At 43.6% G+C, this 13854-nt stretch carries 14 protein-coding genes; 10 read left to right on the top strand and 4 right to left on the bottom strand.

Annotated elements, in window-relative coordinates; all coding sequences use genetic code 11:
- Window positions 1-87 precede the first annotated feature (87 nt).
- Window positions 88-342, bottom strand: coding sequence for a TIGR03905 family TSCPD domain-containing protein (locus GPK60_RS08680; RefSeq protein ID WP_215659317.1), 255 nt, complete (start codon window positions 340-342; stop codon window positions 88-90).
- Between the two features lie 440 nt (window positions 343-782).
- Here GPK60_RS08680 and GPK60_RS08675 point away from each other — a divergent pair, with 440 nt between their 5' ends.
- The 5 genes from GPK60_RS08675 to GPK60_RS08655 all read left to right on the top strand — a co-directional run bounded on the left by GPK60_RS08675 (window position 783) and on the right by GPK60_RS08655 (window position 5548).
- Complete coding sequence (locus GPK60_RS08675; RefSeq protein ID WP_173789473.1) at window positions 783-1439, top strand: IS607 family transposase; 657 nt, start codon at window positions 783-785, stop codon at window positions 1437-1439.
- Window positions 1378-2532, top strand: a complete 1155-nt coding sequence (locus tag GPK60_RS08670) for a transposase (protein ID WP_346727749.1) — start codon at window positions 1378-1380, stop codon at window positions 2530-2532. The genes GPK60_RS08675 and GPK60_RS08670 overlap by 62 nt, the downstream gene beginning before the upstream one ends.
- 193 nt (window positions 2533-2725) lie before the next feature.
- Window positions 2726-3439, top strand: coding sequence for a 5'-methylthioadenosine/adenosylhomocysteine nucleosidase (locus GPK60_RS08665; RefSeq protein WP_173897795.1), 714 nt, complete (start codon window positions 2726-2728; stop codon window positions 3437-3439).
- A gap of 200 nt (window positions 3440-3639) precedes the next feature.
- Window positions 3640-4566 carry a hypothetical protein gene (locus GPK60_RS08660; RefSeq protein WP_215659315.1) on the top strand — a complete coding sequence of 309 codons (927 nt, stop codon included), beginning with the start codon at window positions 3640-3642 and terminating at the stop codon, window positions 4564-4566.
- 52 nt (window positions 4567-4618) lie between these two features.
- The gene (locus GPK60_RS08655; RefSeq protein ID WP_173866063.1) at window positions 4619-5548 is read left to right on the top strand and encodes a D-2-hydroxyacid dehydrogenase; all 930 of its coding nucleotides are present in this window, start codon (window positions 4619-4621) and stop codon (window positions 5546-5548) included.
- 46 nt (window positions 5549-5594) lie between these two features.
- Here the strand turns inward: GPK60_RS08655 and GPK60_RS08650 are convergent, their stop codons facing one another.
- Complete coding sequence (locus tag GPK60_RS08650) at window positions 5595-5861, bottom strand: hypothetical protein (protein ID WP_022118153.1); 267 nt, start codon at window positions 5859-5861, stop codon at window positions 5595-5597.
- A gap of 497 nt (window positions 5862-6358) precedes the next feature.
- On the bottom strand, window positions 6359-7528 hold the full coding sequence (locus GPK60_RS08645) for a serine hydrolase (protein ID WP_173866062.1): 1170 nt from the start codon (window positions 7526-7528) through the stop codon (window positions 6359-6361).
- Between the two features lie 283 nt (window positions 7529-7811).
- Between GPK60_RS08645 and GPK60_RS08640 the strand changes: the two genes are divergently transcribed.
- Together GPK60_RS08640 and GPK60_RS08635 are read left to right on the top strand one after the other, a co-directional pair.
- The gene (locus GPK60_RS08640; protein ID WP_173866061.1) at window positions 7812-8867 is read left to right on the top strand and encodes a PTS sugar transporter subunit IIC; all 1056 of its coding nucleotides are present in this window, start codon (window positions 7812-7814) and stop codon (window positions 8865-8867) included.
- Window positions 8868-8969: 102 nt separating this feature from the next.
- Window positions 8970-9506 (top strand): cob(I)yrinic acid a,c-diamide adenosyltransferase, encoded by a 537-nt coding sequence (locus tag GPK60_RS08635; RefSeq protein ID WP_022118370.1) that lies wholly within the window; start codon window positions 8970-8972, stop codon window positions 9504-9506.
- Between the two features lie 317 nt (window positions 9507-9823).
- Here GPK60_RS08635 and GPK60_RS08630 read toward each other — a convergent pair whose 3' ends face one another.
- Window positions 9824-10828, bottom strand: coding sequence for a S1 RNA-binding domain-containing protein (locus GPK60_RS08630; RefSeq protein WP_215659313.1), 1005 nt, complete (start codon window positions 10826-10828; stop codon window positions 9824-9826).
- 207 nt (window positions 10829-11035) lie between these two features.
- On the opposite strand from GPK60_RS08630, the gene deoD reads away from it, so the two are divergent.
- From deoD to GPK60_RS08615, 3 genes are read left to right on the top strand one after another with little or no spacing between them, the layout of a single operon-like run.
- A complete protein-coding gene (gene deoD, locus GPK60_RS08625) occupies window positions 11036-11749 on the top strand; it encodes a purine-nucleoside phosphorylase (protein WP_022118372.1) in 714 nt (237 codons plus the stop codon).
- 16 nt (window positions 11750-11765) lie between these two features.
- Window positions 11766-12170, top strand: a complete 405-nt coding sequence (locus GPK60_RS08620) for a cytidine deaminase (RefSeq protein ID WP_173897790.1) — start codon at window positions 11766-11768, stop codon at window positions 12168-12170.
- Window positions 12171-12186: 16 nt separating this feature from the next.
- Window positions 12187-13845, top strand: coding sequence for a putative manganese-dependent inorganic diphosphatase (locus GPK60_RS08615; protein ID WP_215659311.1), 1659 nt, complete (start codon window positions 12187-12189; stop codon window positions 13843-13845).
- The last annotated feature ends 9 nt before the right edge of the window (window positions 13846-13854 follow it).

The raw sequence follows: 13854 nt of genomic DNA, 5'->3' as shown, positions 1-13854 counted from the left end.
ACTATTGAAACCGCCGTGTACCGAACGGTACGCACGGTGGTGTGAGAGGACGGCGGTTAGTCACCGCCTCCTACTTGATTGCAATCATTATTGGATCGAAGTATTTGCTGCTTCTTTTAATGCCTTTGCCAGCTGATCCGGGCAGGAAGTTGGTCTTGGACCACAGTGGATGCCTTCCAGTCTGGCGATGGCATCTTTTACTTTCATGCCTTCTACCAGGCGTGCAACGCCCTGTGTGTTTCCGGAACATCCGCCGATAAAGTTTACGTGTTTGATGGTGTCTCCGTCCAGTTCGAACTGAATTGCCTGAGAACAGACACCTCTTGTTTTATATACCTGCATTTTAAATACCTCCTGTTTTTTATGCGAGTCAGGAAATACCTGTCATCTCACGGAGCAAGATTTCCTGATGCTTTGACTTGATTATACGCATTTTATCAGGCGGATGCAAGACATATTGTATTCTGCAAAAATCCCACTGATATGAAATTTTGCTCAGCTTGACATAGACCTGATTTTACGGTAAAAATAGAAGTGTTGTAATAAAAATCTTAAATTACAGAAAAATGAATGGATTTTATAAGTGCCAAATTCATTAATATGATGCCAGATTGTGGGAGTGCGTAGCACGGAACAATCCGCAGGCATCAAAGTTGGGGGCTTTTGACCCAAACATCATTAATATAGAAGGAGAGTATCCTAAACAATCGGATTTATTGACTAATGTGATTAAATGTGTTTAAATATACTCAAAGGAATAAATTATTATGAACACATCAAATATCACAAATTACAAGCCAAAAGATTTTGCTGAACTGTTAGGTGTATCTGTAAAAACATTACAGCGTTGGGATAGAGAAGGAACTCTAAAGGCAAACCGGACTCCAACTGATAGACGTTATTACACTTATGACCAATATCTACAATTCAAAGGAATAAATACTGAAGATGACCAACGTCAGGTAGTTATTTATGCCAGGGTATCTACAAGAAATCAAAAAGATGATTTACAAAACCAGGTTACATTTTTACGACAGTTTTGTAATGCCAAAGGTATTATTGTAGACCAGTGTATTGAAGATTATGGAAGCGGTCTTAATTACAATCGTAAAAAGTGGAACGAATTATTAGATGAAGTGATGGAACAAAAAATCAAAACTATAATCGTAACTCACAAAGATAGATTTATCAGATTTGGTTACGACTGGTTTGAAAAATTCTGTACGAAGTTCAATACGACCATCGTGGTAGTGAACAATGAAGAACTATCACCACAAGAAGAACTCGTGCAGGATATTGTTTCAATACTCCATGTGTTCTCTTGTAGGTTGTACGGACTTCGTAAGTATAAAAAACAAATAGAAAGGGATGTGGAAATTGCTAAAGAGCTTCAAGACGGAAATAAATCCGTCAGAGGAACAGAAAGTCAAGATTCATAAGACGATAGGAACTTGTAGATTTATTTATAATTTCTATCTTGCTCATAACAAAGAACTTTACGACAATGGTGAAAAGTTTATGAGTAGTAACAAGTTTAGAGTCTGGCTTAACCATGAATATCTTTCTGAGCATCCAGAGTATTCGTGGATTAAGGAAGTTTATTCAAAAGCAGTAACACAGGCAGTAAATAACGGACAAACTGCTTTTGCAAGATTTTTTAATCACGAGAGTGCTTTTCCTAATTTCAAAAAGAAAGGAAAATCTGATGTAAAGATGTATTTTGTAAAGAATAATCCAAAAGATTGTCGTTGCGAAAGGCACAGGATCAATATTCCGTCACTTGGTTGGGTTCGCATCAAAGAAAAAGGATATATTCCAACAACTAAAGACGGATATGTGATTAAAAGCGGCACGGTCTCAATGAAAGCTGACAGATACTATGTTTCTGTTCTTGTAGAAATTTTAAATAACAAGATAGCCAATAATTCCAATGCAGGAATTGGCATTGACCTTGGATTAAAGGATTTTGCCATTGTTTCTAATGGTAAAACTTATAAGAACATTAACAAATCTGCAAGATTAAAGAAACTTGAAAAACAGCTTATTCGAGAACAGAGAAGTCTTTCTCGAAAGTATGAAAATTTAAAGAAAGGAGAGTCCACTCAAAAAACAAATATACAAAAACAAAGGCTTAAGGTACAGAAACTTCATCATAGAATAGATAATATTCGTACTGATTACATCAATAAAACAATCGCAGAGATAGTAAAAACCAAACCATCTTATATTACGGTTGAAGATTTGAATGTAAAAGGTATGATGAAAAACAGACATCTTTCAAAAGTTGTTGCTTCACAGAAGTTTTATGAATTTAGAACAAAGCTTCAAGCTAAATGCAATGAAAATGGAATCGAACTTCGAGTAGTAGACAGATGGTATCCATCATCTAAAACCTGTCACTGCTGTGGCACTGTCAAAAAAGATTTAAAGCTTTCAGATAGAATGTTTAAATGCAGTTGCGGTTATGTCGAAGACAGAGATTTCAATGCTGCACTTAATTTGAGAGATGCGATAACTTACGAAGTTGCATAACTAAAACGCAAACGTAAGTATGTACCGAAGGCTATTTTCGGGAATTTACGACTATGGAGTGTACAAGAACTTGCGAGTAGATATGATTTCGGTCAATCCAAAGCATACACGATGAAATAGTAAGTAATGTTCGTGAGAACTTACATTATCTCAATGTGAGCATATTTAATCACATTTTGAGTGGCAGACAAACATGGGTACAATTGGAATTATAGGAGCAATGGAAGTTGAGGTAAAAGAGCTGAAGGAGCAGATGCAAATTACACGTCAGCTGACAAAAGCAGGCATGGAATTCTGCGAGGGCATTCTGGAAGGTCAGGATGTTGTTGTGGTACGCAGCGGTGTTGGGAAGGTAAATGCGGCGGTCTGCACACAGATCCTGATCGATGTGTTTGATGTAAAAGCAGTGATCAATACAGGAATCGCCGGTTCTCTGAAAGCGGAGATCAACATCGGTGATCTGGTTATTTCCAGCGATCTGGTTCATCACGATATGGATGCAGTAAGCTTTGGTTATCCGAAGGGACAGATTCCGCAGATGGATGTGTTCTCTTTTGAGGCGGACAAGGCACTTGCGGATCTGGCTGAGAAAGTATGTGAAGAGGTTAATCCGGAAATTCAGGTATTTCACGGAAGAGTTGTCAGCGGCGATCAGTTCATCGCAGACAAAGAAACCAAAGAGAACATTTCGACACTTTTCGCAGGATACTGTACCGAGATGGAAGGTGCTGCGATCGCACAGACTGCACACTTAAATGAAGTGCCGTTTGTTGTTCTGCGTGCGATTTCAGATAAGGCAGATGACAGTGCATCCATGGATTATCCGACGTTTGAGAAGCAGGCAGTTGCTCACAGCGTCAGACTGGTTTGCGGCATGATGAAGAATCTGGCTGCAAAAGAAGCGTAGAAAAAAGAACGAAAACTGAAGAACTTCATAAAAAAATCCCCCGATTTTCGAGCTATAAGAGCAGAAATTGTCGAACGATTCTGCTTTTCAAATGCAAATTCTGAAGCTATAATGTGCCTGCAACATTCATCCGGAGAATGTGACTGCTGCAGCAGCGAAACGTGAAATGAAAACAAGCAGGATCAGAAGGGGGATTATCCATGTTACAGTTTTTAAGTCAGCAGACAATATTGTTCTACACAATGGCATTGATCTGTGCCTGGGGAGTGATCAGCCAGGTGGTACTTCGTTCGATGTATGGAAACCTGCTCAGAGATGTCAGAAGGCAGGGCATGGCGAAAGGTAAGTTTATGAAACAGCTTCGCCAGCGTTATCAGAACGTATGCAGAATGAAACAGAATACGGTCAATGCTTTTAACACGGAAGCATTTATACGCAAAAATCTGCTGGAGTACCGTCTTTTTGGAGGATCTTTGCATGCCTGGAAACGGATGGCACAGATGGCTGCCATATTATGTGCAGCACTGGGAGCGGTCGGATGGTATATCAGCCAGCCGCAGGCGGTTGGCGGCATGCGTCAGACTTATCTGACAGGCACTTTGCTGATGGAGGGAATTTTTCTTCTGGTCTTTGGCGTTCTGGATACAGGATTTGCAAAACAGTCATTGGAGATTACTTTGCAGGACGAGCTGGATAATGTGCTGGTGCTTCATGCTTCTTCCGGTGTACAGGCTGCAAAATCTTCTGTTGCAAGACAGAAACAGCCGGAGTCGGTGCAGCCGATACTGGCGGAATTTTCAAAACCGGCAAATCAGGTGGAAATGGCAAAATGCGATGCATCGTCAGAAGAAGTGGCAGTTTCTGCTGAGTCGGAAGACGTATCCGGACATTTCGGAAAAATGGTTTCCATGCCGGGACGGAAAAAGAAGAACGTAAAGAACAGCAAGGATGGTATCAGGGACAAGCAGGAGCTGAAGGAGAATCTCGGAAAAATCCGAGAGGGTATCCGTGAGACAGCAGCTGCGGCGGATACACCTAAAGAGCAGACGGCGAAGATTCTGCGGCAGATGGATTCGGATGAGCAGGAACGTGTGATACGGGAAGTTCTGAAAGAGTTATTGTCATAATGGAGCAGGGATTTCCCCTGCAGACTAGCATTACGAAAGAGAGGAAACTGCTATGGAGATTGTATTTCTGGAGACCATATCGCTTGGTGATGACATAAATCTGGACAGATTTGACGAACTGGGACATGTAACAAAATACAGAGACACACCGGTGGAACTGGTGCCGGAGCGGGTAAAAGATGCAGATGTTGTTGTGATCAACAAAATTCCGATGAATGAAAAAACGCTGGCAGGTGCTTCGCATCTGAAACTGGTAGCCGTAACGGCTACGGGAATGGACAATATTGACCGGGCATATACAGACAGCCACGGCATCCTGTCAGCGAATGTAGCCGGCTATTCTACGGAAGCAGTGGCACAGCATACATTTGCACTGATGTTCTATGTTCTGCATAAACTGGCCTATTATGATCACTATGTAAAATCAGGTGCGTATTGTACCTCCGCTCAGTTTTCTCATTTTGAGCAGAAATTTTCAGAGCTTGACGGAAAGACCTGGGGTATTGTCGGCATGGGAGCGATCGGAAAACGTGTGGCATCCCATGCACAGGAATTTGGCTGCAACGTTATTTATTATTCAACATCCGGGAAAAATACGGATCAGCCGTATGAGAGCGTAAGTTTTGAAGAACTGCTGAAACGTTCGGATCTGATATCGGTGCATGCACCGCTGAACCCGGCCACAAGAAAACTTTTTGACAGAGAGGCTTTTGAGAAGATGAAGAAGTCCGCAATTTTTATCAATGTGGCACGCGGAGCGATCGTGGATCAGGAAGCACTTACGTGGGCTTTGCAGGAAAATAAGATTGCGGCAGCGGCTCTGGATGTGCTGGACGGAGAGCCGATGAGGGAGGACAATCCATTAAGGCAGATCCAGGACAGCGGCAAGCTGATCATTACGCCTCATATTGCCTGGGCACCGAAAGAGACTCGTGAAAGACTGCTGGACGGAGTCTATGAAAATATCAAAAAAATCCTGTGATACCAAACAGTTCGATATCACAGGATGCACATAGCTGAAACAGTTGTCAATCCTCTTCGATTACCTGAAGTTCAAGGTAGTCGAAGGGGATTTCTTCTATAAAACTATCCTGGTAAAAACGAGTTTTGCTGTGGCGTTTGAATTCCTGAATATTGGAATCGAGCCAGATCGGTTTGCCGAGATCAAAGTCGTAGCAGATCTGATCTAAAGAATCAAAGATTTTGTGTGTGCGTGTATCGTTTCGGTCATCTTCTATGACGGTATCTCGAAGCATATGGTTGTCTTTAAAAATTTTCCCCCATAAACGGAACATAACATTTCTACCTCCATATAAAAGCTGCCATAAAGGGCAGAAGTAATTGATTTCAAGTATAGCGGATTTTAAAATGAAAGTAAAGAGACTGCCTGAAAACGGCAGCCTCTTCAAACTTTTTCACTTGAAAAATGGAAGTGAATAGTTTATAATCATCTTAGAAGCAATCAGAGGGTTTGCGTATGTCCGATGGTTGCCACCGGAAACTTATAAACGAAGTTTATAAATTACACACGGCTATCTCCTAGGGGTGTAGGAGATAGCCACTTTTTTATTTACGGTGGTTGTCAATATATGTAAGTGCTGCAAAAATTACAAGCACAAGTGTTAATACTTCAAGTGTATTCATACAATATCTCCTTTCCGTTTCCGGAAGGAACAACCACCAGACTATTCCTACGTTAGCTCTAATCTGATTACTATTAGTCTAGCATATATAAAATAAATTGACAACATACAACATAAAATTTATTAATTTTACATTTTGTATATCAAACCTAATCGGTTTCCTTTGCAGTAGCCTCCACCTGGCGGCTGACTTTTGAGGTGTCACGGTTCATAAAGTAGCTGTAGATCAGGGAGGACATTTCCTGAAGAGAATCTACGGCAGAACTTTTGCTGGAAACCTCGCAGGACATGATACATAAAATATAATCGCCTTTTGGTGTGTAGACGATTGCTGCATCGTTTTCGCAGTCGGAAGTCTCACCGGTTTTGTTTGCAACACGCGATTCCGACGGGATCGTGGATGGGATTTTGTAGGTAACCTGCTGATTTAACAGAAGTTCTTCCATCTGGCGGGAAGCGAGATGAGAGATAAATTCTCCGCGGTAAATACGTTCCAGAAGGCGACCGCAGTCTTTGGCGGAAGTTGTGTTTTTGGTATCAGCGTCATACCACAGACTGGTGTCCTCCAGACCGTTGTATTCGTGCGTATATTCAAATCCCTGCGCTTTTATGAAAGCATTTACTTTCTTCATGCCTTTCTTGTGGTCGTGATCTTTGTTCAGATAACGGACCAGCTCATTTGTGGCAGAATTATCGCTGACTGTGATCATTTCATCGAGAAGATGTTTGGTCGTGTCATTCATTTCCAGATTGCCGTTCTGGATTTCCTGCATTACGGCTCCCATCACATAAAGTTTGATCAGGCTTGCGGACTCCTGGGCACGTTCGTTGATGCTTATCACATTTCCGGTGGTCAGGTCTTTCAGATAAACAGACCACTTGGAAGAATAGCTGTTGATGCGTCTGGTAAGCTCTGTTTTCAGCTCTTTCCAGGAAAAATCCTGATTCAGAGAATCAAAAGTGTAGGAAGGTGTAAGAGTGGCTTCCTGCAGAATCTGTGAAAAGGTATCGGAATTATCAGCCATAAGAAAAGAAGCTGTGTTATTGGAAGACTTGCTTTCTTCCGGGATTTCCGTTTCAGCTTCTGTCTCAGCTTCTGTCTGAAAAGTGCTTAATGTTTCAGGGGATACCGTTTCGGTTTCGGACGGAACGGATTCTGTCGGAGTACTTTTTTCGGTTGTTATATCCTGGCGGAACGGCGATTCCTTCAGCCAGTCTGTTGTATCAGAAGCAGCTGCCAAAGCAGGAAAATTCTGTAAAAGAATACTGCCGGACAAAAAGGCAGCAGTAAAAGTTTTTTTCAGTTTCTTAGAGGTCATGCTACATCCTTTCTCCTGAAAAACAGTTTGATGGATCAAGATACAAAACAATGTCTGCCAATGCTCTGACATCATTCTGAATCATACAATAAACTTTCCGTTCTGTAAAGAGTTCAGACAGAAAAATATTCTTGATAAATGCTGGAAAATATGCTACATTCTCAAGGTGACAAGACACCTGAAATGACATTGCTGAAGAATCAATATAAAGGTGTAAACTCACTCCGGGAAGTGCATACAGGCAGTCTGACCGGGAAAACTTTATCGAGGAGGAAAGAAAGGCATGAAAAAATTACTGAACCACATTTTTATTGATGGTTTGAGTGGCATGGCTTTGGGCTTGTTTTCTACACTGATTGTTGGTACAATAATCCAACAGATTGGAAATCTGATCGGCGGAAACATTGGAGACATGCTTTTTATCATGGGAAAGATGGCAGCGGCGATGACCGGTGCTGGTATCGGTGTCGGTGTGGCACACCGTTATCAGGAAAGTCCGCTGGTGGTGCTTTCTGCGGCAACGGCCGGCATGACAGGAGGATTTGCAAGTAAGATTCTGGCAGGTTCACTTCTGGTTGACGGAAGCGTTGTTCTGGCAGGACCTGGAGAACCGCTCGGTGCATTTGTAGCGGCATTTGCAGGAATTGAACTGGGACATCTGGTTTCCGGTAAGACAAAAGTAGATATTCTGGTAACACCGATCGTGACGATCGTAACCGGATGTGCAGTCGGTCTGATCGTAGGACCGCCGATTTCCAAATTTATGATCGGACTTGGTGCAATCATCAACTGGGGAACAGAACAGCAGCCATTTATCATGGGAATCGTGGTTTCCGTGCTGATGGGAATGATCCTGACACTGCCGATCAGTTCTGCGGCTCTTGGTATTATTTTAAATCTTTCCGGACTTGCAGCCGGTGCGGCGACGATTGGATGTTGCTGTAACATGGTAGGATTTGCGGTGGCAAGCTATCGTGAAAATAAAGTTGCCGGACTTCTGGCACAGGGCATTGGAACATCTATGCTGCAGGTGCCGAATATTGTAAGAAAACCAATCATATGGATTCCGGCGATTGTTTCCAGTGCCGTTTTGGGACCGGTCAGCACAATGCTGGTCAAAATGACGAGCAATGCAACAGGCTCCGGTATGGGAACCGCAGGATTTGTAGGGCAGATCATGACCTATCAGACGATGGCACCGGAAATCGGAGGTACCATGACAATGATCATCATTGTGGTATTCCAGATTGTGCTGCCGGCAGTAATCACACTGGCAGTGTCCGAATTTATGAGAAAAAAAGGCTGGATCAAAGACGGCGATATGAAACTGGAACTGTAGGAGTGAACTTAAGCCTCCTGCAAAGTGATTCCGACAGAATCATGTATCAGATTTCCTATGCATCTGATTTGATCAAATATGCAGGAGGTATAAAAAGAAATTATGAATCGAAAAGGAACAGGGCTTGTCCATATTTATTTCGGGGACGGAAAAGGAAAGACAACAACAGGAATGGGACTCTGTGTGCGGGCAGCCGGTTATGGCTACCGTGTACTGATCTATCAGTTTATGAAAAACAACAAGACGAGTGAACGAAACATTCTGGAAAAGATAGAGAATGTTTCAATCGTAAACGGACTGGATCAGGAGAAATTCAGCTTTCAGATGACGGAACAGGAAAAGAAAGAACGTCTTGCTTTCTATAACAGTCAGTTTGAGAAGGTGACAAAGAAAGCGGTGGAGGAAGACTTCGATGTGCTTTTTCTGGATGAGACGATCTATACGATCAGTGCGGGACTGCTGGATGAAAAGCTGGTACTTGACTTTCTAAAAAAGAAACCGGACAAGCTGGAAGTGATCCTGACCGGAAATACACCAAGCGAGGCGATGATCGCTGCGGCAGACTATGTATCGCAGATCAAAAAGATCAAGCATCCGTTTGATGAGGGTCAGGCATCCAGAATGGGGATTGAAAAATAGAAACGTGTCGGAGAGTGTGTGAAATCCGGCACAAAAATATCCGTAAAATGAGGAGTGCCCCCAATGTCTGGTACATTGGAGGCTATTATGAAAAAATTTATTGCTTTGTGTAAAGTGTATCAAAAGCTTTCGCTCTTGAACTGTTTACATAGTAACAATGATGTATGAATAGAATATGAACACTCTGTGAAAAGTGTGTGAAAATAACAAAAACAGGTCTTGAACAGACCTGTTTTTTGTTGGAATGTACTAATACATGACGGAATTGTTGGAGTACAAAGTACGGAACAATTCGTATGCATCTTTTCATCGTAACATCAAAGCTTAATGTTTTTGAACAGGGAGCCAAGACTTGTGGTAGCGGCTTCTGTCTCCGGAAGTTCGAAAGTCTCTTCTTCGACTTCTTCTGCGGCTACATCGTTCAGGGCTTTCATGCTCAGACTCAGTTTTCCGTCTTTGATCGCAGTGATCTTGACTTTTACAGTATCACCTTCGGACAGAACAGCTGCCGGTGTTTTGATACGTTTTTCGCAGATCTGAGAAACGTGCAGCAGACCGGACAGGCCATTTCCAAGGTTGATAAATGCACCGTAAGGTTTGATGGTCTCTACGGTTCCTTCGGTAACGAGTCCGACCTGAACGTTGGAAACTTTTGCTTTGCGTTCTTCATCTGCTTTCTCACGCAGGATCTCTCTTGCGGAAAGGACGAGACGTTTATTTTCAGCATCAGCATTGATGACACGGACTTCCAGTTCTTTGCCGAGCCAGTCGTTCAGAGCGTCTTCTTCTACATAGTTCAGGGAAAGCCTGGATGCCGGGATGAAACCGCGGATGCCGTCCAGGTATGCAACCACACCGGATTTTACGATGCCACCGACCTTAACGGTCAGGTTGGTGCCTTCTTCCATGTATTTTTTGAATTTGTCCCATGCGAGAATGTCATTCGCTTCTTTGGAGGAGAGCAGAATGTGGCCTTCTCCGTCATCTCTGCGGATCACGGTTGCGGAGATCTCATCACCGATGTGAACATCTTCTTTGAGATTAAATCCAGGATCGCTTGTGAAATCTTCCAGACGGATGATACCTTCGGTGTAGTATTTCAGATCCAGTGTGATCTCAGATTCGGAAACACCGATTACGGTTCCGGTGAGGATATCGCCTTCATGGATCTGTTTGAAAGAAGCTTCCAGTTCTTCAGTGTAATCAGCCATGGTTTCTGCCGGTTCTTCCGGTGCGGCAGTTTCGGTGGTTTCCGGTGTTTCAGCAGCCGAAGTTTCGGCTTCTGCCGCGAGTTCTTCAGATGTTTTTAATTCTTCTGACATTGTAATACCTCCTGTTGATTTTGTAGTATTAAGGCAAAAAGATGCAGACCGGAAGACTTGCTGCCGGGTCTGTAAAATATGATTCCAATATACCTTTTTGCGATGAATTTGTAAAGCAACTTGGGAAATAACTTTTGACCATGACATTCAAAAATGCTAAAATAATAAAAACAGGAGCAGACGGGTGTCTGCGGAAAGGATGGACTTATGAATATTCCGACACCTCATATAGAGGCAAAAAAGGGTGATTTTGCAAAAACAGTACTGATGCCGGGTGATCCGCTGCGGGCGAGATTTATAGCGGAACATTATCTGGAAGATGCAGTTCTGGTCAACTCGGTGCGCCAGATGTCAGGTTATACGGGAACTTATAAGGGCAAGAGAGTTTCTGTGATGGCGAGCGGCATGGGAATGCCTTCAATGGGCATTTATTCTTATGAGCTGTTCAATGGTTATGATGTGGAAAATATTATCCGGATCGGCACGGCAGGTGCACTCAGGGAAGATCTGCATCTGCGGGATCTGGTATTTGGCATCGGTGCCTGCACAAATTCGAATTTTGCGGCACAGTATCAGCTTCCGGGAAGCTTTGCTCCAACGGCATCTTTTCCACTTTTGAGAAAAGCAGTGGAAGCGGCAGAAAAAAGGGAAGGTCTGCATTATATGGTCGGAAATCTGCTTTCTTCGGATACTTTTTACAGCGATTCCAACCTGGATGTGAACTGGCGGAAAATGGGCGTACTGGCCGTGGAAATGGAAGCGGCGGCATTGTATATGAATGCGGCGAGAACCGGAAAACAGGCTCTTGCGATCTGTACGATCTCGGACAGCATTGTTACCGGAGAGGCGACAAACTCAGCAGAACGTGAAAAGAGTTTTCATGATATGATGGAACTGGCACTTGAAATCGCACCTGAATAACGGAGGGATTTGCAGGATGGATGACAGAGACAGAACAGAGCTGGTAAGACAGGCTTTTCTGGCACAGCAGCAGGCTTATGCACCGTATTCAGAGTTTCTGGTCGGGGCGGCACTGCTCACAGAAGACGGTAAGATCTATCAGGGCTGCAACATTGAGAATGCGGCATATTCGCCGGGCAACTGTGCGGAGCGGACAGCATTTTTTAAGGCAGTGTCAGAAGGCAGGCGGGATTTTACGGCGATAGCGATCGTTGGAAATAAACGGGGCGAAGCCGGAGATTACTGTCCGCCGTGCGGCGTGTGCCGTCAGGTGATGGCAGAATTCTGCAAAGCAGATTTTGAGATTCTGCTGGCAAAAGATACGGAAAACTGGAAAAGTTATACACTGGAGCAGTTACTGCCGGAGCGTTTTACGTTATAATCATATGGAGGCTATTATGGAAAACAATAAGAGGAAAATTTATGTGATCGGACACAAGAATCCAGATACGGACTCGATCTGTTCTGCGATCGCTTATGCAGATATCAAAAACAGAACGGAGGAAAATCCCGTTTACGAGGCAAAGCGTGCCGGTCAGATCAACGAAGAAACGCTGTATGTGCTGAAACGTTTTCAGATGAATACACCGGGCTATATGCCGAATGTCGGTACGCGTGTCAAAGACATGGATGTGCGTAAAGTCGGTGGAGTGGACAGTAAAATTTCTCTGAAAAAAGCATGGACGCTGATGCGGAATGAAAATGTATTTACCCTTCCGATCCTTAATCAGAATCAGGAGCTGGAGGGTCTGATCACGACAAACGACATTACAGAATCGTACATGGATGTTTACAACAATGCAGCACTTTCTGAGGCAAGAACGCCGTATCGCAACATTTTGGAAACAGTAGATGGAACGATGATCGTTGGAAATGAGCATGCACATTTTACGGATGGAAAGGTGCTGATCGCAGCATCCAGCCCGGAAGTGATGGAACAAAGTGTGGAGCAGAATGATCTGGTGATTCTGGGAAACCGTTATGAAGCTCAGCTTTGTGCGATCGAGATGGGGGCGAGCTGCATCATCGTCTGTATGGGCGTTCCGATTTCGAAGACGATCCGCCGACTGGCAGAGGAGAGAGAATGTTTTGTGATCAGTTCTCCGCATGATACTTATACGGTTGCACGACTGATCAATCAGAGTATGCCGGTGAAACATTTTATGACCAGTGAGAATCTGGTGAAATTCAGTATTGACGATTATACGGATGATATCAAAGAAGTCATGGCAAAACTGCGTCACAGAGATTTCCCGGTTCTGAATAAACACGGAAAATATGTGGGAATGGTTTCCAGACGTAACTTGCTGGGTATCAAACGCAGACAGCTCTGCCTTGTGGATCACAATGAAATTTCGCAGGCGGTTGACAACATCGAAAGTGCAGAGATTCTGGAGATCATCGATCACCACAGGATCGGATCTTTGCAGACGATGGCTCCGGTTTATTTCCGCAATCAGCCGGTTGGATGTACGGCAACGATTCTGTATCAGGTTTATCAGGAAAAAAATCTGACGATTGAACCAAATATTGCCGGACTGCTCTGTTCTGCGATTCTTTCGGATACGCTGATGTTCCGTTCTCCGACCTGTACGGCGATGGACAAGGCAGCGGCAGAAAAGCTGGCGGAGATCGCCGGTGTCAAATGCGAAGAGCTGGCATCCGAGATGTTTGCAGCGGGAAGCAACTTAAAGAATAAATCACCGGAAGAAATCTTCTATCAGGATTTCAAGAAATTTGAGTTAAATAAATCCAGCTTTGGCGTTGGACAGATCACTTCTGTAAATGAGGATGAGCTGACCGAGATCAAGAAAGAACTGCTTCCATATATGGAAAAGGCTCTGGGAAGCCACGGAGAATCCATGCTGTTCTTTATGCTGACAGATATTATCAACGAAAGCACAGAGCTGCTATTCTACGGCGGAGACAGCAAAAATGTGGTAAGCGAAGCGTTCCACAAAGAGCCGCAGGAAGGCGAGCAGTCTGTGATCCTGCCGGGTGTTGTTTCCAGAAAGAAACAGCTGATCCCGAGCTTTATGACGGCAATGCAGCAATAGGAGGCAATT

This window comes from Ruminococcus sp. MCC718 (assembly GCF_018783905.1).
GTDB classification, from domain to species: Bacteria; Bacillota; Clostridia; order Lachnospirales; family Lachnospiraceae; genus Hominisplanchenecus; species Hominisplanchenecus faecis.
The sequence above is the reverse complement of the archived record's forward strand: the minus strand, read 5'-3'. Positions and strand labels throughout refer to the sequence as shown.

What these genes read in the sequence shown, in the direction of transcription:
- GPK60_RS08665 (WP_173897795.1), top strand. Translation starts at nt 2,726, where the DNA reads ATGGGTACAATTGGAATTATAGGAGCAATGGAAGTTGAGGTAAAAGAG.
- GPK60_RS08640 (WP_173866061.1), top strand. Translation starts at nt 7,812, where the DNA reads ATGAAAAAATTACTGAACCACATTTTTATTGATGGTTTGAGTGGCATG.
- GPK60_RS08680 (WP_215659317.1), bottom strand. Translation starts at nt 342, where the DNA reads ATGCAGGTATATAAAACAAGAGGTGTCTGTTCTCAGGCAATTCAGTTC.
- GPK60_RS08615 (WP_215659311.1), top strand. Translation starts at nt 12,187, where the DNA reads ATGGAAAACAATAAGAGGAAAATTTATGTGATCGGACACAAGAATCCA.
- GPK60_RS08660 (WP_215659315.1), top strand. Translation starts at nt 3,640, where the DNA reads ATGTTACAGTTTTTAAGTCAGCAGACAATATTGTTCTACACAATGGCA.
- deoD (WP_022118372.1), top strand. Translation starts at nt 11,036, where the DNA reads ATGAATATTCCGACACCTCATATAGAGGCAAAAAAGGGTGATTTTGCA.
- GPK60_RS08630 (WP_215659313.1), bottom strand. Translation starts at nt 10,828, where the DNA reads ATGTCAGAAGAATTAAAAACATCTGAAGAACTCGCGGCAGAAGCCGAA.
- GPK60_RS08620 (WP_173897790.1), top strand. Translation starts at nt 11,766, where the DNA reads ATGGATGACAGAGACAGAACAGAGCTGGTAAGACAGGCTTTTCTGGCA.
- GPK60_RS08645 (WP_173866062.1), bottom strand. Translation starts at nt 7,528, where the DNA reads ATGACCTCTAAGAAACTGAAAAAAACTTTTACTGCTGCCTTTTTGTCC.
- GPK60_RS08650 (WP_022118153.1), bottom strand. Translation starts at nt 5,861, where the DNA reads ATGTTCCGTTTATGGGGGAAAATTTTTAAAGACAACCATATGCTTCGA.
- GPK60_RS08655 (WP_173866063.1), top strand. Translation starts at nt 4,619, where the DNA reads ATGGAGATTGTATTTCTGGAGACCATATCGCTTGGTGATGACATAAAT.
- GPK60_RS08635 (WP_022118370.1), top strand. Translation starts at nt 8,970, where the DNA reads ATGAATCGAAAAGGAACAGGGCTTGTCCATATTTATTTCGGGGACGGA.